This is a genomic window from Chloroflexota bacterium, from assembly GCA_020850535.1.
In the GTDB taxonomy this organism is placed as follows: Bacteria; Chloroflexota; UBA6077; order UBA6077; family JACCZL01; genus JADZEM01.
This window is the reverse complement of sequence record JADZEM010000143.1, coordinates 69,845-88,766: the sequence shown is the minus strand read 5'-3', so window position 1 is coordinate 88,766 and position 18,922 is coordinate 69,845. Positions and strand designations below refer to the sequence as shown.

Below are 18,922 nucleotides of genomic sequence, written 5' to 3'. Positions count from 1 at the left end.
CTGTGAACTCGTCCGGAGGCTCCCCCATGGTCGCAGCCCGACGCATCGGCATGATCACCCCGTCCTCGAACACGATGGTCGAGCCGCTCACCAGCGCCATGACAGCCGGCCTCCTCGACGACCTCTCCGTCCACTACGCCCGCATCCCCGTGACGCGCATCGCGCTGGATCAGGGCAGCCTCGACCAGTTCGAGCGCGAGGCGATGCTCTCGGCCGCCCGCCTCCTGGCCGACGCAAAGGTTGACGTGATCTGCTGGAACGGCACCTCCGGCGCCTGGAAGGGCGTCGAGGCGGATCGCGCCCTCTGCGCCGCCATCACCGAGGAGACTGGCATCCCCGCCACCACCGGCACCCTGGCCCAGTTCGAGGCGTTCCGCGCGCACGGCATCACGCAATACGCTATGGCCGTGCCCTACACCAGGGATGTCCACGACGCCATCGTGCGGGTGTACGGCGACGCCGGCTTCGCCTGTGTGAACAGCGCGTATCTGGGCATCAGCACCAACTTCGCGTTTGCCGAGGTCGGCCTGGACACCCTGCACGACCTGGCCCTGCAAGCGGATCACCCGGACGCCGAGGCCGTCGTCGTGATCTGCACCAACCTGGCAGCCGCCCGCGTCGTCGAAGCGCTGGAGCAGCGGCTCGGCAAGCCCGTCCACGACTCGCTGGTCATCTCGCTGTGGCATCCGCTGCGGATGCTCGGGTGGGACCGCCCCATCCCCGGCTGGGGCCGCCTCCTCGCCGAGTTCGCCTAAGCGCCCTCCGGGGCGGCCTCCTCGGGCGTGACGGCCTCGTCGGGCGGGGCGGCCGCCCGCACGTCGAGCGCCGGCAGCCGCGTGCTGGCCAGCCCGATGGTCAGCACCACGCCACCCACCAGCACCAGCGCTTCCGTCACCCCAATGCCGTCCGCAAGCTCACCCAGCGCCACCAGCGGCAGGACGCTCGCCACGTTCCCCAGCACCATCTGCACCGCGAACAGCCGCCCACGCACCTCCGGCAACGCCCGTTCCTGGATCAGCGTCTGCGACGGCACGATGATCGCCACGAACGCGAACCCGGCCACCACCGCCAGGGCCACAATCGCGCCGATCAGCGACCACCAGACCGCCGTCCCGACCACCGCGGACGCCGCCCCGGCCAGCCAGCCGAGCCGCGCCCAGGCTGGCGGCGCCAGCGCCATCAGGCCCAGCGCCGCCCCCAGCGTCATCATCGCCGCCTCGATGAGCCGCCGCCGATCCAGCAGCTCGCCCCAGCGCGTCAGCAGCAGCGACCCGAGCACCGTCCCCAGGCCGGCCGGCGCCAGCACGAAAACGCTGTCCTCCGCGCGGACCCCCAGTTGCCGCACCACGAACGTCGGCGCGAGCGTGGCCACCACCAGCGCCAGCGTCGAGCCGACCGTCCACTGCACCACGCCCCAGGCGATGGCGCGGTCCGTCCGCACGTACCGCAGCACGAACCGGATCTCGCCCCACAGCTCCCCGAACCCGAGGACGCCCTCCTCCAGCCGGTTGCGCGTGCTCGGCAGCGGCCAGAGCAGCAGCGCCGAGACGATCAGCGCCACGCCGACCACCGTAAAGAGGCCCGTCACCCCCACGACGTTGACCAGCAGCGGCCCCAGCAGCACCAGCCCGCCCAGCTGCGACCCCGTGAACGTGATGTGGAACAGCGAGTTCGCCTGCAGCAGTTGGCCGCGCCCGGCCACCACCGGCAGCATCGCCACCTCGGCCGGCGCGAAGAACTGGGTGAACGTCGAGAACAGCACGTTTACCGCGAACAGCAGCCAGAGCCAGTCAGGGATCAGGATGTAGACCGGCATCAGCGCCGCGCGCAGCAGGTTCGTCCCGATCAGCACCAGCCGCTTGTCGCGTCGGTCCACGTAGGCGCCGGCCACCAGCCCCATGATGACCGACGGCAGCACCACCGTCAGCACCACCACGCTCATGTGCGTGGCCGAGCCGGAGGTCTTCTGCACCAGGACCATCAACCCGTAGTTGACGGCATTGTGGGCCGTCTGCCCGACCGCCTGCGCCGCCCAGAGCAGCAGGAAGTCGCCGTTCTTCCAGACCGACGCTGGCCCGGCTACCTCTCCAGCCACGGGTTACCGACTACTCCGGCGACCGCTGCCCAGGCGTAGCCCCTCGCCCCCCGCCCGCTGCGCAGCCGATATTCGCGCCGCGCAGCGGGTGGGGAGTGAGGGGCACACCGGTGGGCGGGCTGGTGAGGGGCATCACTCATGCGCGCCGGCATTTGAGGCTGGCTCGCTCGCCTCGGCCGGCTCGACGACCTCGGGGGCCGGCCCGCCGAACCCGCTCAGGTCCAGCGGCGTCTCTTCGACCCGGCTCACGAACCGCTCGATGCGCCGCTCCAGCAGGCTCCGCGCCAGCATGATCCGCCGATTGCACCCCACGCACCGCAGCCCGATGTCCGCCCCGAGCCGCACCACCTCGAAGTCGGTGCTCCCACACGGATGATCCTTGCGGAGCCGCAGCACGTCGCCAAGCTCAAGGCGCATGGGCAACTGTGGCATGCCCCACCTCCCTGCCAGACGCGCCGAGCGTCTCCCCACCAGCCGCGCCCGCGGCCTCGCGGCTCGCGCGGACCTCCCCGCGCGCCGCCTCCAGCCGATCCCGCAACCCCAGCGCCGCCTCGCGGGCCGCCTGCTGCCAGTCGTCGCCCTTGCTGGCGTAGGTCACCCCGCGCGAGGCGTTCACCACGATGCCGGCCCCGCGCGCATCGAGGCCGGCGTTCACGGCTGCCCAGACGTCTCCCTGCTGCGCCCCGATGCCCGGCACCAGGAACGGCAGGTCCGGCGCCACCGCCCGAATCTCGGCAAGCTGCGCGGGATACGTCGCCCCGGTCACCAGCCCGAGCTGCCCGGCCGCCCCCGAGCGGTCCAGCTCCGACATCTGCCGCGCGATCAGCTCGTAGAGCGGCGCGCTGCCACCTTCGGCCGGCACTGGCAGATCCTGGTACGTCCCCGACCCGGGATTCGAGGTCTTGCACAGCACGAAGATGCCCCGGTCACGGTAGGCGAGGAACGGCTCCAGCGTGTCCGGCCCCAGCAGCGGGCTGACCGTGACCACGTCGAAGCCCCAGACCTCGTAGAGCGCGCGCGCGTACGCCACCGCCGTGCTGCCGATGTCGCCGCGCTTCGCATCCCCGACGCTGACCACGTCCTTCGGCAGGCCGGCCAGCGTCCGCTGCAAGCCGACGTATCCATCCAGCCCCAGCGCCTCGAAAAACGCCAGATTCGGCTTGTAGGCGCAGACCAGGTCCGCCGTCGCCTCGACGATCCCCAGGCAGAACCTCTCGATCCAGCCGTCCTGCCCCACCAGGCTCGGCGGCGCGAGGGACGGGTCTACATCCAGCCCCACACACAGCACCGAGCCCTGGCGCGCGGTCGCCTCAGCGAGCTTCTCTCGGAACATCTTGCTCCCGCCGGCCGCGCCGGCCCCGTCGAACCGTGTTGGAAGATGCATCCCCGTGCCGGGCGCGGACAACCGAGGCAGTCGGCTGATCCCGGTGCAGGCGGGGGGCGGTCAAGGCCTGGCTGGCTCGACCATGGCCGCGTCGCGGGCACACACGCCCGGACATCGGCGATGACCATTCATGGTATCACAGCCCGAGCCGCCGGCTGTCGATCACCCTCCGGACACGCAGGGCAATTGCCTGTTCATTGGTGCTCCCGAAACGCCAATACACGAGAGTGGTCGGGCTTTATGAAGATTGACGAAATAACCGCGTATTCCGTCCGTCACTCCGGAGGCCCTCACCCCCCGACCCCCTCTCCCTGTGCGCAGGAGAGGGGGAGCAACGACCGTCTCGTGCGTCTCCCCCTCTCCCGCGCACAGGGAGAGGGGGCCGGGGGGTGAGGGCCTCCCGCGGCCGGGGGGTGAGAGCCTTTACCACAGGAAACAATGAATCTTCATCAAGCCCCGACGACGCTGCACGACGACACCATCAGGCAATCGCCCTGTCCGGATACGCGGCACGCAGGCTGCTCTGAGGCCCCAGCGTTCAGCATTCCTCAGGTCAGCTTCGCCACACCACTGGAGACACACGATGGAGCGCTCCCGGCTGCGAGACGTTGTGATGGACTGCGCCAGACCCTCTGCCCTCGCCGCCTTCTGGGCCGCGGCGCTCAGCTACCGCATCTGCCCGTACGACGACGCCGAGATCGCACGGCTGAAGGCCGCCGGCATCCACGACATCGCCGACGATCCCGAGGTGGCCATCGAGTCGCCCGATGGTGGTCCGCGCGTCTGGTTCGTGCTGGTCGCCGAGCCGAAAACGGTCAAGAACCGCGTGCACCTCGACATCAACCTGCGCCCCGGCGAGACGCTCAACTGGCTGGTGAGCCTCGGCGCGACGATCCTGACCCCGGCCTTCACGACGCCCCGCCAGCGCTGGACCGTCCTCGCCGACCCCGAAGGCAACGAGTTCTGCGCCTTCACCCCCGACGCCTGACCACCGTTCCCAGTGCTTCGCCATCCCCCAGTGCTTCGCCATCCTGGATGTAACGGGCTTGTCATCCCGACCGCGGCGAGGAACGAGCGGAGTGGAGGGATCTTCCTCGTCTCCCGTCATCCTGAGCGGCGCGAGCCTGCGCCCGCCACCTGTCATCCTGAGCGGCGCGAGCTTGCGCCCGCCACCTGTCATCCTGAGCGGCGCGAGCTTGCGAGCACAGCGAAGGACCTCACCCGCTGACGCGACACCATCAGTGACCTGTCACACCGTTCAGGACGAGGGGCCGCGCGGCGACGATCCGCCCTTCGACTCCGGCCCACATCGGTACCTCGCCCACCAGATCGACGGTCATCACCCCGGCGGCGGCATGAGGCGCGTCGGCGCGGCCCCGGTCACGTCAGCACACCGCAGGCGCCGCCTGGTCACATCCCTCGCCGCCCCGGGGCCGCCCGCCACCCCGAATCCGAACACAAGAAAGCCCCCTCTCCGCACTCGGAGCGAGGGCCTTCAAGATGCAATACGGCTCCCCCTCTCCCGCGCACAGGGAGAGGGGGTCGGGGGGTGAGGGCCTCGGTTCGTCGGGGGGTGAGGGCCTCGGTTCGTCGGGGGGTGAGGGCCGCCCCCGGGGTCGGGGGGTGAGGGCCGACCTCTGCCCTACTCCGCCGCCAGCCCCAGCGCCACCCGCTCCGGCGTCAGCGGCATCGTCGTCAGCCGCAGGCCAGACGCATCCTCCAGCGCGTTCGCCATCGCCGCCAGCGCCGGCACGATCGGCGGCTCGCCCACGCCGCGCGCCCCGAACGGACCCGCCGGCGCCGGCACCTCGATGATGATCGTCTCGATGTTCGGCACGTCCGCCGCCGTCAGCTTGCGGTAGTCCAGCAGGCTCGGGTTCATCAGCCGGCCCTGCTCGTTGTACATCAAGCCTTCCGTCAGCGCGAACCCGAGGCTCTGCACCGAGCCGCCTTGAATCTGCCCCTCAGCGCCCAGCGGGTTGAGCAGCTTGCCCACATCCTGCGCGCAGATAAAGTCCGTCAGGGTGATCTGGCCCGTGTCCGGGTCCACCTCGATGCGCGCCAGCTGCGCCGCGAACGCCGGCGCCTGCACCGCGAAGCCCATCGAGCTTGTGCCGTAGACCGGCGGCACCCGAGACTGGAACGTGTTCCCCTTCTTGCCGATCGCCGCCAGCGTGATCGACTTCCCAGGCACGCCCTGGACCACCACCTCGTTGTTCACGATGTCGAGGTCCTCGACCGCCGCCTCAAGCTCGCTCGACGCGATGTCCAGCGTCTGCCGGCGCGCATCGTGGGCCGCCTCGATCACCGCCGCGCCCACCGTGTACGTCGTCTTCGAGCCAGCGCTGATGCCCGTCAGCGGGGCCGTGTCCGTGTCCCCTGTGACGATCTTCACCCGCTCGATATCCACGCCGTACGCCTCGGCCGCGATCAGCGCCAGGCCCAGGTTCGTCCCCGCGATGTCCACCGATCCCGTGATCACCGTCAGCGTGCCGTCCGGGTTCAGCCGGATCGAGGCGCTCGTCGGTTGGATGCCCGGCACCCAGCCGCCCATCGCGATGCCCGTCCCGCGCAGCACCCCGTCCCGCTGGCCGCTCTCACGCCAGGCATCGCGCTCCTGCCAGTACGGGTGCGCCTCGAGCGCCTCCAGGCACTCGCGCGCGCCGTTCACCTGCCACGGCTGGCCGTGCGCCATCAAGTCGCCGCCGCGCTGGCAGTGCTTGATCTTGTACTCGGCCGGGTCCAACCCCAGGTGCCGCGCGATCTGGTCCATGTGCGAGTCGATGACGAACGCCGTCTGCGGGGCCATCGGGGCGCGGTACGCCGCGATGCTCGGCTTGTGCGTCAGCACCTCGTAGCCCGTCACCTGGAAGTTCGGCCACTGGTACACCGACGCCAGGAAGACGCCGCTCATCGTCAGCACCGCGCCCGAATACGCGCCCGCCTCGATGATCGTCTCGCCTTCCAGCGCCAGCGGCGTGCCGTCCTTTTTGACGCCCGTCCGCAGCTTGATCGTCACGCTCGGAGCCGGCATCCCGGCCTCGAGCTCCTCGCGCCGCGTCATCATGTACTTGACCGGCCGGCCCGTCGCCCGGGACAGCAGCACCGTGATCGGCTCGGTCAGCGCGCGGATCTTCGCCCCAAAGCCGCCGCCGCACTCCAGCGGCACCACCTTGATGCTCGCCTCGGGGATCTTCAGCACGTCCGCGATCTCAGACCGCGTGTTGAACGAGCCCTGCGTGCTCGCCCAGACCGTCATCGTGCCCGTCGCGCGGTTGTAGTCCGCCACCGCGCCGTGCGCCTCGATGTACCCCTGGTGCACCATCGGCACGTGGTACGTCTTCTCAAGAATGTAGTCGCTCTCGGCGAACGCCCTCTTGACGTCCCCCCGCCCCAGGTTCGACTTCTGGGCCACGTTCGGGGCGTTCTCGGCGGCCTCGCTCTCCGTCGGCGCGATGCCCGAGTGGGCCAGCGCCTCGGACGTGTCCGCCTCCGTGCCCTCGTCCGCCACGCGCGGCGCATCCGGGCGCATCGACTTGATCGGGTCGATGGCGGCCGGCAGCACCTCGTAAACCACCTCGATCAGGTCGAGCGCCTCATCCGCGATCGCCAGCTCGTCGGCCGCCACCGCCGCCACCGGCTGCCCCGCGAAGACCGCCCGGTCAATCGCCATGATCGCGTGGCCGCGCGTCTTCGCCCCGTGCTCCAGCTCCGGGATGTCAGAGGCCGTCAGCACCGCGCGCACGCCCGGCAGGGCCTTCGCCTTGCTCGTGTCGATGCTCTTGATCCTGGCATGCGCGTGCGGGCTTCGCAGCAGCCTCGCATGCAGCATCCCCGGCAGCTGGAGATCCGCCACGTACTGGGTCTTGCCAGCCACCTTCTCCGGCGCGTCCGGGCGCGGGATCCGGATGCCGATGCCCCGCACATCGCGCGAGGTCTTCATGACCGTTGCCATCGCTCAGGCCCCCTTGCCAGCGCCACCACTCGACGCGCCGGCCGTCTCAGCAGCCGCCTCGGAGATCGCCGCCACCATCTTCGTGTAGCCCGTGCAGCGGCAGAGGTTCCCGGCGATGCCCAGCCGGATCTCGTCCGTGGTCGGGGCCGGGTTCGCCTCGATCAGCGCCGCCGCCGACATGATCATGCCCGGAATGCAGAAGCCACACTGCGGGACGCCGTGCTTCACGAACGCCGCCTGAACCGGGTGGAGCGCGCCGTCCTCAGACGCCAGCCCTTCCACCGTGCGGACGTTCCGGCCGCGCACCTGCATCGCCAGCACCAGGCAGCTTGCCACCGGCTTGCCGTCCAGGTGGACCGTGCACGCGCCACAGTCGCCCGTGCCGCACCCTTCCTTCGCGCCGGTCAGGCCGGCATTCTCGCGGAGCGCCTCCAGCAGCGTCTGATACGGCTGAACCAGCAGCTCGGTCTCCTCGCCGTTGATCGTGCAGGACAAAACCATCTTCGGCATGGCTTAGTGCGCTCCATTCCGGCTGGCCGCGCGGCCCGTGGCGCGGTCGTACGCCGTCTGCAAGGTGCGGCGCGTCAAGACCTTCACAAGGTGGCGGCGGTACTCCGCCGAGCCGCGCTGATCCGAGATCGGGCTGGCCGAGCCGACAGCCGCCTCAGCCGCCTCCACGATCAGCTCCGGCGTGACCTGCTGGCCCTCCAGCTTCGCCTCGGCCGCCGTCGCCCGCACGATCACCGGGGCCACCGCCCCCAGCGCGATGCGCGCCTTCGTGCAGCGCCCGTCCCGAATCGTCAACTGCGAGGCCACGCCCACCACCGCGATGTCGAGCTCGCGGCGCGGCGTGTGGCGGACGTAGGTGCCGCCGCTGCCAGCGCCCGGGTTCGGCACCACCAGCTCGACGAGGATCTCGCCGTGCTCCAGGGCCGTGCGGCGCACGCCCTTGAAGAAGTCGACCATGGGGAGCAGTCGGCGGCCGTTCGGCCCGTCGATGACCGCGACGGCATCCATCGCCACCAGCCCCGGCGACACGTCTGCAGACGGAGCAGCGTTGCAGACGTTCCCGCCAACGGTCGCCAGGTTACGCACCTGGTGCGACCCGATCACACCCGCGCCCTCGACCACCGCCGCGAACGCCGGCCCGGGGATCGACGACAGCTCGAGGTCGCGCGCCGCGACGCCCGCCCCGATGTGCAGGGCGCCGTCGCCGTCCACCTCGAGTCGCTTCAGTTCGGCCACCCCGCTCAGATCGACCACGGTGGTCGGCTTGATCAGCCCGTTCTTCATCTGGGGCAGCAGATCGGTGCCGCCCGCGACGACCTTGATGTCACCATTGCCGCTGCTGAGGACGGCAAGGCACTCCGCTAGGGTACTTGGAAGCTCCAGCCCGAATCTTCGCACGCGATGTCCCCTCCAGGTTCCGGTGGGCTTGTCTGAGTTGTACTAGGACATTTGAGGATGTTGCTACTGCCCCCGTTGGCAGCAGGCCAGCCCTGGGCTGGCGGCGGGGCGCGCCAACAACTGGGCGCTCCTGGACGTAGCTGCTCTATCCATTCAGTGGCTACATGGTAGCCACCCGGCCGTCGGCTTTTCGACCAGCCCGCATGCGTCCCCAGGGCGGCTGCCTGATGATCTCGTCGTGCAGCCCCGTCGGGGGTTGAAACCCCCGACTGCTCGCTTGACGGCGTTGCGGGAACACCCATGAACATGCACGTGCCCTGCACACGTCCCGCGCGCCGGGGCCGTCGCCTACGGCCTGTCTACGGATTGAAGCTCGGCTCCTGGCCCGGGCGGTGGATCAGCACCTCGCTGGTCAGCGCTGCCGCTGCCGCGCTGACGCCCCCGTCCATCGCCGCCGTGAGCACGCCCACCGAGTCCAGCAGGCCCGCGTCCCACGGATCGACCCACCGATCCTTCCAGGCGTCGTACGTCTGATCCGGCGCGCGCTGCATTCCGAGCGCCACGATGGCGTTGGCGTCCAGGCCGGCGTTGTCGGCGATGGCCCGCATCGGCTCGCGGAGGGCGGCCGCCAGCGCGCGCCAGCCAACCGCCTCGTCGTCGCGGCGGCCCGTCACCTGCGCCTCGATGGCGGCGGCACAGGCCAGGAACGCGGCCCCGCCCCCGGGCACGACGCCATCACGCAGGGCCGAGCGCGCCATCGTCACAGCGGACTCGACGCGCAGTTTGAGATCGTCGCGGGCGGCCTCGGAAGGCGCGCCGACCACGATCATCGCGCTCGAGCCCGACAGCTTGCCGATCCGCTCCTGGAGCTTCTTGCGGAGCCACTCATCGTCCTTGACGGTGGCAAGCTCGGCCCGCAGCTGCCCGACGCGCGTCCGGATCGCGTCGCGGTCACTCAGGCCGCCCAGCACCCCGAACGAGCGGGGCCGCGCCCAGGCCTGCCGCGCCTTGCCAAGATCGGCCAGGGTGGCCGTCGCGATGGTGTCACCCAGTTGGAAATGGAACGCCCGACCGCCCGTGCTGACGGCCAGATCGTCCAGGATGCCGATGCGCTGGTCCCCGTGCGACGGCGTCTTCACGGCGACGCTCTCCAGGATGCCGCGCTGCCGGTTGACGATCAGCAGCGAGAGTGCCGCCTGGCTGATCTCAGGGGCGACCACCAGCAACGCCCGCTCGCCGGCCTGGGCGCAGAGGTCGAGGATCGGCGTTAGCTCCTCCGGTTGCTCGATGGCGGCATCGGTGATCAGCACGCGCGGATCGAGCAGCCGGACGACCGCTTCCTGTCCGCGCAGGAACGACGGCGAGTGCCAGCCCTCGTCCCAATGGATGCCTTCGAGGTACTGGTACTCCGTGTCGAAGCCGTTGGCGTTCTCGACCAGGATCGCGCCGTCCTCGCCGACCCCTTCCACGACCTCGCCGATGGTCTCGGCGATCTTCTCATCGCGCACGACGCCGAGGACGATCCGCGCGATCTCCTCCGGCAGATCGATGGGGCGGGCCTGGGCCGCAAGCTCCGCGCGCGCCACGGCCATCGCCTGCTCGACGCCGCGCCGCACCCCGACCGGGCTGGCCCCCGCCGCGATGACCCGCACCGCCTCGGCCATCAAGCGCGTGGCGATCACGGCGGCCGTGGTCGCCCCATCCCCGACGTTCATGTGGACGCGCCACGCCAGGTGCCGCACGATCATCGCGCCGATGCTCTCGAACGGGTCCGACAGCTCGATGGTCCGCCGGGCGATCGTCGCGCCGCTGTCGAGGATCTCGGGGTTGCCGTTGAGCAGCGAGGCGACGGCCACCGTCCGGGCGACGGGACCGAGAGTCGGCCGGAGCAGATTCGTCATCTGTTCCATGCCGCGCAGGAGTGTGGCGCGTGCGGCCTCGCCGTGCAGCATGGCGGTGGGCTGGGCGCGCTTCGGACGGGGCAACGTCGCCTCCAGAGAGTCACGCGGGATCGCGTCGGGAGTGTACGGGACGACGGCCCGGCCATCAACATTCGGGGCGCTGTGGGGCAACGGTGCGGGACAACAAGGCGGCAAGATTCGAGCATCGGCCATGACCGCGGGCTCGTGAACGGCGCGTACAGACAGGGGCCGGACTAGCATTGCGTGCGCTCATCTGTTAAGCTGCGCGCAGCGTGCCTTCACAGTCCACGTTGTGAGGCGCGTCTCGGCGCACCTGCGACGACGGAGGGTTCCCAAGCACCAAGAACGCCCGCCCGTGCAACTTCCTCCGCACGAACCCGTTGGTATGGGTGGAGGAAGGTCTCCGCTTCTGTCAATGAGCGGCGTATAATGGCGCGCAACATCACAGACAGCGCGGTGTTGCGACCTCCTCGGTCCTGCCGCGGTTGACGGGGCGCCCTGTAGGGCGTGAGTGACGCGCCAGCCCGATGCTGCCTCCGCACTCATGGCGAGCAGCATCGAGCCCATCGAGCGGATGGTTCATCGTGCCATCCGTCAAGCACACATCCGGCAGCCCGGAGGGACAGCCGATGGCCCGTCCAGTGGCTCGCGAAGGGGCGAAGGAGAAGCTGCTTCTCCTGGCTCGTGAGCGAGGATTCGTTACGCTTGATGATGTCGTGCGGGTAGCGGTCGACGAGCCGGTCGATCTTGAAGAGCTTCGCGAGAGCCTGGAAGAAGCCGGGTTCGAGCTGATCGAAGACGAAGACGACGCCGCGAAACCGCTCGCCTGGGGCAGCGCTGTCGCCGCGACGACCACCGACCGTGCCGAGGAAGAGGAAGTCGTCGTCGGCGCGCACATCCTGAAGGCTGCTGCGCTCGAAGCCGAAGAGCTGATGCCGGACACGCCGGCCGCCATCTACCTGCGGGACATCAGCCGGGTGCCGCTGCTGACCGCCGAGGAAGAGGTCACCCTGGCGAAAGCGCTCGAAGCTGGCGACATCGCCAAGGGCAAGCTCGACGGCGGCCTGGTCCCGGCCGGCGACCTCGAAGCCGTCGAAGACGAGGCCCGCATCGGTGCTGAGGCCCGCCGCCGCCTGACCGAGTCAAATCTACGGCTGGTCGTGTCGGTGGCCCGCAAGTACATGGGGCGCGGTCTCCCGCTGCTGGATCTGATCCAGGAGGGGAACATCGGGCTCTCGCGGGCGGTCGAGAAGTACGACTACCGCAAGGGGTACCGCTTCTCAACTTACGCCTACTGGTGGATCAGGCAGGCCGTCACCCGCTCGATTGCCGATCAGGCCCGCACGATCCGCGTGCCGGTCCACATGATCGAGTTGATCGGCGATGTCTACAAGGTGTCGCGCGAGCTGCAGCAGGGGCTGGGCCGCGAGCCGGACGCCGAAGAGATCGCGAAGGCGATGAACACGACGGCCGAGAAGGTTCGTCAGATCCTCCGGGCCGCCAAGCAGCCGATCTCCCTCGAGACGCCCGTTGGCGAGGACGAGGGCAACACGATCTCGGACTTCATCGCCGACCGGGGGGCACGGGCGCCGTCCGACGCCGCCGACGAGGCGATGCTGAAGATCCAGGTCGAGAGCGCGCTTCAGGAGTTGAACCGCCGCGAGCAGCAAGTGCTTCGAATGCGGTTCGGCCTTGAGGACGGGCGCGACCGGACGCTCGGGGAGATCGGCGAAGAGCTGGGCGTCAGCCGCGAGCGGGTGCGCCAGATCGAGGCCGAAGCGCTGGCGAAGCTGCGGCACCCACGGCTGCGGAACCGCCTGCGGGAGTACATCGACGGGTAGAACCTCCGCTGCGCCCCTTGTGTCGTTCAAGACGGCCCCCGCGCTCGGCATGCTGAGCGCGGGGCAGGGGGATTGCATGTTGATGTCGTCGTGCGGCGGCGTCGGGGCTTGAAAGCCCCGCCTACGATCCTGCAGTCGCTGCGCGACGCGCCAGTCGCACCAGTGCCTGCCGTTCCCGGCGACCGTCGCGCAGCGACGGTGTGACTGTAGGCGGGGACTTCAGTCCCCGACCGCCCGTTCCATGATGCTTCGCGTACACCAATGCACATGCCATCGCCCTGGAGCGCGGGGGCCTTTCTGGTTGCCGGAGCGGACCGGTGCGGCAGGCTGATCTCGGCGCACACCTGTTCGGGATTGCCCCGGTGTGCCAGAATTGATCGTGCCCGCTGCGCCGCCGCAGACGCCCGCCCGGAGTACACCCACCAGCATGACTGCCTCGTCGCGCACGGCGCCCGCCCGCCCGGCCGAGACGGCTGCCCGCGAGCGGACGCGCCTCGACGTGCTGCTGGTGGCGCGCGGGCTGGCCGAATCCCGCGAAAAGGCCCAGGCGCTGATCGTGGCCGGGCTGGTGGCGGTGGACGGCAAGCCGGCCGGCAAGTCGGCTGAGCTGATCGGCCAGGCTGCCGAGGTGACCGTCGAGAAGGACGCCGGCTTCGTGAGCCGGGGCGGCGAGAAGCTCGACCATGCGCTGACGACGTTCGGACTGGCCGTGGACGACCTGGTCTGCCTGGACGCGGGCGCCAGCACCGGCGGCTTCACCGACGTGTTGCTGCGGCGCGGCGCGCGACGGGTCTACGCCGTGGATGTGGGCCACGGCCAGCTTGACTGGCGGCTGCGCTCCGATCCGCGCGTCGTCTCGATGGAGCGAACGAACATCCGGACGCTCGACAGCCTGCCGGAACCGGTCGACATCGCCGTGGCCGATGTCTCGTTCATCTCGTTGCGGCTGGCCCTGCCGACCATCGGCCGCCTGACGCGGCCCGGCGCGCCCATCGTGGCGCTGGTCAAGCCGCAGTTCGAGGCCGGCAAGGGGCAGGTGCCGCGCGGGGGCGTCGTGCGCGACCCGGCCCTGCACCGCCGCGTGCTGCTCGACCTCTGGGCCTGGACGCTGGCGAACAGCCTGACGCCGCGCGGCCTGACCCCCTCTCCGATCCGTGGACCGGCCGGCAACGTCGAGTTCCTGCTCTGGCTCCAGAACAGCCCGGTCGGCACGGCCACGGTCGGCAGCGTCCCCACCGCGCTCGACGCCGAGGCGACGGTGACTGCTGCGCTCGCCGGTGTGCCGGCGGCTCGGTGATCTGCTGCCGATGACGCACGTCGCTCTCGTTCATCAGCCGTACCGGCCCGAGACCGGCGAGATCGCCGCGCACGTCCGCACCCAGTTGGAGCAGAGGGGCGTCGAGACGGAGGTGCTCTCAGCGTTCGAACTGGATCCGGCAGACGCCGGCCGCTTCACCCTGGCCCTCACGTTCGGCGGCGACGGCACCACCCTCCGCACGGCCCGCTGGGCCGCCGAGGCGCACGTCCCGATTGTCCCCGTGGGCATGGGCACCCTCAGCTTCCTGGCCGAGCTTCACCCCGAAGAGGTCGAGGCCAGCCTCGATCCGTACCTCGCCGGCGAGTTCTGGCGCGACGAGCGGGCGATGCTTGCCGTCGGCGTGGACGGCCAGCGCGCCATCGCCCTCAACGACGTGGTGGTGGCGCGTGGGGCGCAACTGCGGGCCATCACCCTCGACTTCGACGTGCACGACCGCGAGGTCACCCGGTTCACGGCGGACGCCGTGGTGGTGGCGACGGCGACCGGCTCGACGGCCTACGCCCTCGCGGCCGGCGGTCCGGTCCTGGCTCCTGAGCTGGACAATCTGGTGGTGGTCCCGGTCGCGGGCCACCTCTCGGCGCTCCGGAGCCTGGTGCTGCCGCCCACCGCCGAGATGAGCCTGACGGTGGTCCGCACCCAGCCAGCCACCGTCTCGGCGGATGGGCAGGTCGATTTCGAGTTGCCGGTGGGCATGCCGGTCCGGATCAAGCTGGCGGAGCAGAAGACCGTCTTCGCCCGGCGCGGCGACCCGCGCGACTTCTACGCCCACCTGACGGCGCGGCTCCGGCGGTCGCCGCACGGCGTGCGGTAGCGGGGCGTCACCATGCTCACGCAGTTGACCATCCGCGACTTCGCCATCATCGACCGGCTGACCATCGAGTGGTCACACGGGCTGAACGTCGTCACCGGTGAGACCGGCGCGGGCAAGTCGATCATCATCGACGCGGTCGGGGCGCTGCTGGGCGGGCGGATTTCGCCAGACTTCGTGCGGAACGGCGCCAGCCGGGCCACCGTCGAAGGGGTGTTCGACCTTTCGAGCATCGAGGATCCCGCCGAGCTGAAGGCGGCCCTCGACGAGCACGGCCTGGAGATCGAGGACGGCGGCCTGATCCTGACCCGCGACATCGCTGGGGCCGGCGGGCGCGGCGTCTCGCGGGTCAACGGGCGAGCCGTGCCGACCGCCGTGCTCCAGCAGATCGGCGAGCACCTGATCGACATCCATGGGCAGAGCGAGCACCTCTCGCTGCTGCGTCCGCGCGAGCACCTGGAGCTGTTGGACCGCTACGCCGGCCTCGGCTCAGAGCGCGCGAAGATCGCCACCCTCGTAGCCGACCTCCGCGCACTCGACCGCGAGCAGCAACGCGTCCGCGACGAGGCCCGCGCCGCCCAGCGCGAGCAGGCGTTGCTCAAGCACGAGGTGGACGAGATCGACTCGGCCGGCCTGACGCCCGGCGAGGAGGACGAGCTGCTCGGCACGCGCGAGCGGCTGCGGAACGTCGAGCGGCTGCGGACGGCGGTGCTGTCAGCCTGGACGGCCCTCAGCGGCGACGACGAGCGCCCGGGCGCGCATGACCTCGTCGGGCAGGCGGCGGCGGCCTGCGGCGGCGTCAGCGGCTTCGACCCGGTCCTCGCGCAGCAGGCCGAGTCGCTGGATGCCCTCTCCGAGGGTCTGGATGACGCGGTGCGTGGGCTGCGGCGCTACCTGGACGACATCGAGGAAGATCCCGAGGCGCTCCAGGCCACGGAGGAGCGGCTGCTGACGCTGGCGGCCCTGAAACGCAAGTATGGCGACACCGTCGAGGAGATCCTGGCGTACGTCGAGAAGGCGCGCGGCCGGCTGGAGGCCGTCGAGCGACAGGATCAGATCCTGGCCGACCTCGAAGCGCGCCGCGAGGCGCTGCGCCAGGAGGCCGGCGCGCTGGCCGCCACCATCTCGCGCCGCCGCACCCTGGCAGCCAGCGAGCTGCAAAAGATCGTCGAGGGTGAGCTGGCGGACCTGAACATGCGCGGCACGCGGTTCGTGACCCGCATGGAGCACGCCGACGACCCGGCCGGCCTGCCCGTCAAGCACGATGGCCAGCCGCGCACGCTCGCCTACGACGCGACCGGCGTGGACCGCGTCGAGTTCCTGATCGCCCCGAACGCCGGCGAGACGCCGAAGGGGCTCGGGCGCATCGCCAGCGGCGGCGAGCTGGCGCGGGTCGGGCTGGCGCTCAAGACGGCCCTCTCGCGGGTGGACCGCCGTGCAACCCTGATTTTCGACGAGGTGGACACCGGCGTCGGCGGGCGCAGTGCGCCGGTCGTCGGCGAGAAGCTCTGGGGGCTGACCTCCGAGCATCAGGTGCTGTGCGTGACCCACATGCCCCAGGTGGCGGCCTACGCCGACGCGCACCTCGTGGTGGCGAAGGGGGCGGAGGGCGGCGCCAGCCGGGTGGCCGTGCGGACGCTCCCGCCCAACGAGCGCGTCGAGGAGCTGGCGCAGATGCTGGGGGGGCCGTTGGGCGGAACGGGCGCGCGCCGCAACGCCCGTGAGCTGCTGGACGGCGCGCGTGCCCGCAAGCGCGAGGCCAGCAAGCGCGGGTAACCGCCTCTCGCTTGTCAGGAAACAGTCAGACTCGGCTGCCGCAATCCCAGAATGGCGTCGGTATACTCCGAGTATGGCTACGCAGCAGTCCGTCCCTGCCCCTGGCCCGAACGCCACCCGTATCCTGGTGGTGGACGACGACGAGCTGACCCTCGACTTCGTGGAGCTGGGGCTGCGCTACGAGGGCTTCGAGGTGACGCGCGCCCTCGACGGCCACGAGGCGCTGCGGGTCGCCGAGCGCGAGCGTCCGCACCTGATTGTGCTCGACCTGAACCTGCCCTCGCTGGACGGCGTCGAGGTCTGCCAGCGCATCCGGGCGCAAGGCGACACGCCGATCATCATGCTGACGGCCCGCGCCGACGTAGACGAGCGGGTGGCCGGCCTCGAAGCGGGAGCTGACGACTATCTCCCCAAGCCGTTCAAGTTCAAGGAGCTGCTGGCGCGGATTCGGGCGGTCCTGCGGCGGCGGCTGGCGGCCGAGCAGAGCATCCTCCGTCACGGCGCCCTGACCCTCAACCGCGACACCCGCGAGGTCGAGCTGGACGGCCGGCCGGTCGCGCTGACCACCCGCGAGCTGGACCTGCTCGAAGCCCTGATGCTCCACCCCGGCACCGTGCTGCGCCGGGTGGCCCTGCTGCAGCGCGTCTGGGGCACCGACTTCCTGGGCGACGGCAACATGATCGAGGCGCACATCAGCGCGCTGCGCCAGAAACTCGACGACCGAGACCGCCGCCTGATCCGGACCGTGCGCGGCGTCGGGTACGCGCTCGGCAAGTGAACGGGCGGTCACTTGCCGCCGGGCTGCCCCGTGGTGGCGCGTTGCTGCGGCGGGCGCTTCGGCTGACAACCCCGCGCCGCTGGCCGATCCGCTGGTGGCTCCCGATCCTCAACGCCGCCATCGCCGGCGGCACCCTGCTGGCGCTGAGCGCGCTGCTGATCGGCCTGCTCGACGGTGGCTTACAGCGGCAACTGGCCGACTACCTCCGCAACCAGGCAACCCCGATCCTCGAACGCGAGCTGGGCGTCCGCCCGACCGTTCGACGGGGCGGACGGCCGTCCTTCAGCATCCGCACCGAGCCGGCCGGCAAGCCCGACCTTCCCGCCAAGCCGGACGCGCCGGGCAAGCGTGGCCCCCTCGATCCGCCCGACCCGCCGATTGACCCGCAGTTGCACATCCTGGCCGAGAACTTCGTCCGCGAGCTGGCCGGCCGTGACACCGGTATCGTGGTCTACGACACCCGTCGGCGGGTCGTGGCGGTCAGCAACCCGGGCGTCGGCGTCGAACGCTGGCCAAACGCGCCGCGCGACGTCCTGGACGGCGTCCTGGCCGGCCAGGAGGAGCAGCGCGTGCTGCGGCAGGGCTCGCGGCGCACCCTGGTGCTGCTGATACCGCTCCAGCAGACGGACGGCTCAATCCTTGGCGCGCTGGAGGTGGCGACCTCCCTGGAGTACACCGACGCTCTCCGGATGCAATTGACCCTCGTGCTGGGCGTCGGGACCGTGCTGACCGTGCTGGTGGTCGGCGGGATCTCCGTCTGGGTGGCGCGGCGGGCGCTCGGGCCGTTGGAGCAGGTGGTGCAGGTAACGCGGACCGTCGCCGCCGGCGACCTCGGGGCGCGCGTGCGGCTCACCCGCCAGGACGAGGTTGGCGAGCTGGCCTCGGCGTTCGACCAGATGGTGAGCCGGCTGGAAGCGGCCTTCGCGGCGCAGCGGCGGCTCGTCTCGGATGCTGCCCACGAGCTGCGGACACCCCTCAACGGCCTGGCCGGCACGCTGGAGATCGTGCAGATGGCCCTGGCGCGGGAGGACATGGCCCAGGCCGAGCGGCTGCTGTCGAGCGTCGAATCGGAGCTGGACCGGCTCGGGCGGTTCGTCAACGACCTGCTGACGCTCTCGCGGCTGGACGAGGATAGTGGCGCGGTCAAGCTGATCCCGACGCCGCTGGAGCCGGTCCTGCGGGACGTCGTTCGCCGCGCCCGCATCCTGGCCCCGGATCACGAGATCGCCACTCGGCTGGATGCCGCCGCCACCGTCCTCGGGGACCGCGATCAGCTCGAACGGGTCTTCATCAACCTGCTGGACAACGCCGTCAAGTACACCCCGCCGGGCGGGCACGTCGAGGTGACGCTGCGCCAGAACGGCTCAGACGTGCTGGCGAGCGTGTCGGACAGCGGGCGCGGCATCGAGCCAGACGAGCTGCCGCGCATCTTCGACCGCTTCTACCGGGTGGATCGAGCACGCTCGCGGCAGGCCGGCGGCACCGGACTGGGGCTCGCCATCGTCCAGGCGATTGTGCACGCGCACCACGGGCAGATCGACGCCGAGAGCGCCATCGGTCAGGGCACGACGGTCCAGGTGCGCCTGCCGTCGGCTCCGGCGTCGGCATCTGCGTGAGTGGGTCAGCCTTGTCCGGGAC

General features: G+C 70.7%; 15 protein-coding genes. 8 read left to right on the top strand and 7 right to left on the bottom strand.

Annotation, left to right across the window (positions count from 1 at the left end; all coding sequences use genetic code 11):
- Positions 1 to 26 precede the first annotated feature (26 nt).
- Complete coding sequence (locus IT306_21765) at positions 27 to 755, top strand: Asp/Glu/hydantoin racemase (GenBank protein MCC7371057.1); 729 nt, start codon at positions 27 to 29, stop codon at positions 753 to 755.
- Here the strand turns inward: IT306_21765 and IT306_21760 are convergent.
- From IT306_21760 to pyrF, 3 genes are all read right to left on the bottom strand, one after another.
- The gene (locus tag IT306_21760; protein ID MCC7371056.1) at positions 752 to 2,095 is read right to left on the bottom strand and encodes an MFS transporter; all 1,344 of its coding nucleotides are present in this window, start codon (positions 2,093 to 2,095) and stop codon (positions 752 to 754) included. The genes IT306_21765 and IT306_21760 overlap by 4 nt on opposite strands.
- 132 nt (positions 2,096 to 2,227) lie before the next feature.
- A complete protein-coding gene (locus IT306_21755) occupies positions 2,228 to 2,512 on the bottom strand; it encodes a DUF951 domain-containing protein (protein MCC7371055.1) in 285 nt (94 codons plus the stop codon).
- A complete protein-coding gene (gene pyrF / locus IT306_21750) occupies positions 2,502 to 3,428 on the bottom strand; it encodes an orotidine-5'-phosphate decarboxylase (protein MCC7371054.1) in 927 nt (308 codons plus the stop codon). The genes IT306_21755 and pyrF overlap by 11 nt, the downstream gene beginning before the upstream one ends.
- Positions 3,429 to 4,062: 634 nt before the next feature.
- Between pyrF and IT306_21745 the strand changes: the two genes are divergently transcribed.
- The gene (locus IT306_21745) at positions 4,063 to 4,467 is read left to right on the top strand and encodes a VOC family protein (GenBank protein ID MCC7371053.1); all 405 of its coding nucleotides are present in this window, start codon (positions 4,063 to 4,065) and stop codon (positions 4,465 to 4,467) included.
- 654 nt (positions 4,468 to 5,121) lie between these two features.
- Here IT306_21745 and IT306_21740 read toward each other — a convergent pair.
- The 4 genes from IT306_21740 to groEL all read right to left on the bottom strand — a co-directional run bounded on the left by IT306_21740 (position 5,122) and on the right by groEL (position 10,826).
- Positions 5,122 to 7,434, bottom strand: a complete 2,313-nt coding sequence (locus IT306_21740; protein MCC7371052.1) for a xanthine dehydrogenase family protein molybdopterin-binding subunit — start codon at positions 7,432 to 7,434, stop codon at positions 5,122 to 5,124.
- Positions 7,435 to 7,437: 3 nt separating this feature from the next.
- Positions 7,438 to 7,944 carry a (2Fe-2S)-binding protein gene (locus IT306_21735; GenBank protein ID MCC7371051.1) on the bottom strand — a complete coding sequence of 169 codons (507 nt, stop codon included), beginning with the start codon at positions 7,942 to 7,944 and terminating at the stop codon, positions 7,438 to 7,440.
- A gap of 3 nt (positions 7,945 to 7,947) precedes the next feature.
- Positions 7,948 to 8,841 (bottom strand): xanthine dehydrogenase family protein subunit M, encoded by an 894-nt coding sequence (locus IT306_21730; GenBank protein ID MCC7371050.1) that lies wholly within the window; start codon positions 8,839 to 8,841, stop codon positions 7,948 to 7,950.
- A 359-nt stretch (positions 8,842 to 9,200) separates the two neighbouring features.
- Positions 9,201 to 10,826 (bottom strand): chaperonin GroEL, encoded by a 1,626-nt coding sequence (gene groEL, locus IT306_21725; GenBank protein MCC7371049.1) that lies wholly within the window; start codon positions 10,824 to 10,826, stop codon positions 9,201 to 9,203.
- A gap of 566 nt (positions 10,827 to 11,392) precedes the next feature.
- On the opposite strand from groEL, the gene IT306_21720 reads away from it, so the two are divergent.
- From IT306_21720 to IT306_21695, 6 genes are all read left to right on the top strand, one after another.
- Complete coding sequence (locus IT306_21720) at positions 11,393 to 12,604, top strand: sigma-70 family RNA polymerase sigma factor (protein MCC7371048.1); 1,212 nt, start codon at positions 11,393 to 11,395, stop codon at positions 12,602 to 12,604.
- Positions 12,605 to 13,031: 427 nt separating this feature from the next.
- Positions 13,032 to 13,901: a TlyA family RNA methyltransferase gene (locus IT306_21715; protein MCC7371047.1), complete on the top strand. Its 870-nt coding sequence runs from the start codon at positions 13,032 to 13,034 to the stop codon at positions 13,899 to 13,901.
- A 10-nt stretch (positions 13,902 to 13,911) separates the two neighbouring features.
- Positions 13,912 to 14,733 carry an NAD(+)/NADH kinase gene (locus IT306_21710; protein ID MCC7371046.1) on the top strand — a complete coding sequence of 274 codons (822 nt, stop codon included), beginning with the start codon at positions 13,912 to 13,914 and terminating at the stop codon, positions 14,731 to 14,733.
- A 12-nt stretch (positions 14,734 to 14,745) separates the two neighbouring features.
- A complete protein-coding gene (gene recN, locus IT306_21705; GenBank protein ID MCC7371045.1) occupies positions 14,746 to 16,506 on the top strand; it encodes a DNA repair protein RecN in 1,761 nt (586 codons plus the stop codon).
- A gap of 73 nt (positions 16,507 to 16,579) precedes the next feature.
- A complete protein-coding gene (locus tag IT306_21700; GenBank protein ID MCC7371044.1) occupies positions 16,580 to 17,284 on the top strand; it encodes a response regulator transcription factor in 705 nt (234 codons plus the stop codon).
- Positions 17,281 to 18,900, top strand: a complete 1,620-nt coding sequence (locus IT306_21695; protein MCC7371043.1) for a HAMP domain-containing protein — start codon at positions 17,281 to 17,283, stop codon at positions 18,898 to 18,900. The genes IT306_21700 and IT306_21695 overlap by 4 nt, the downstream gene beginning before the upstream one ends.
- The last annotated feature ends 22 nt before the right edge of the window (positions 18,901 to 18,922 follow it).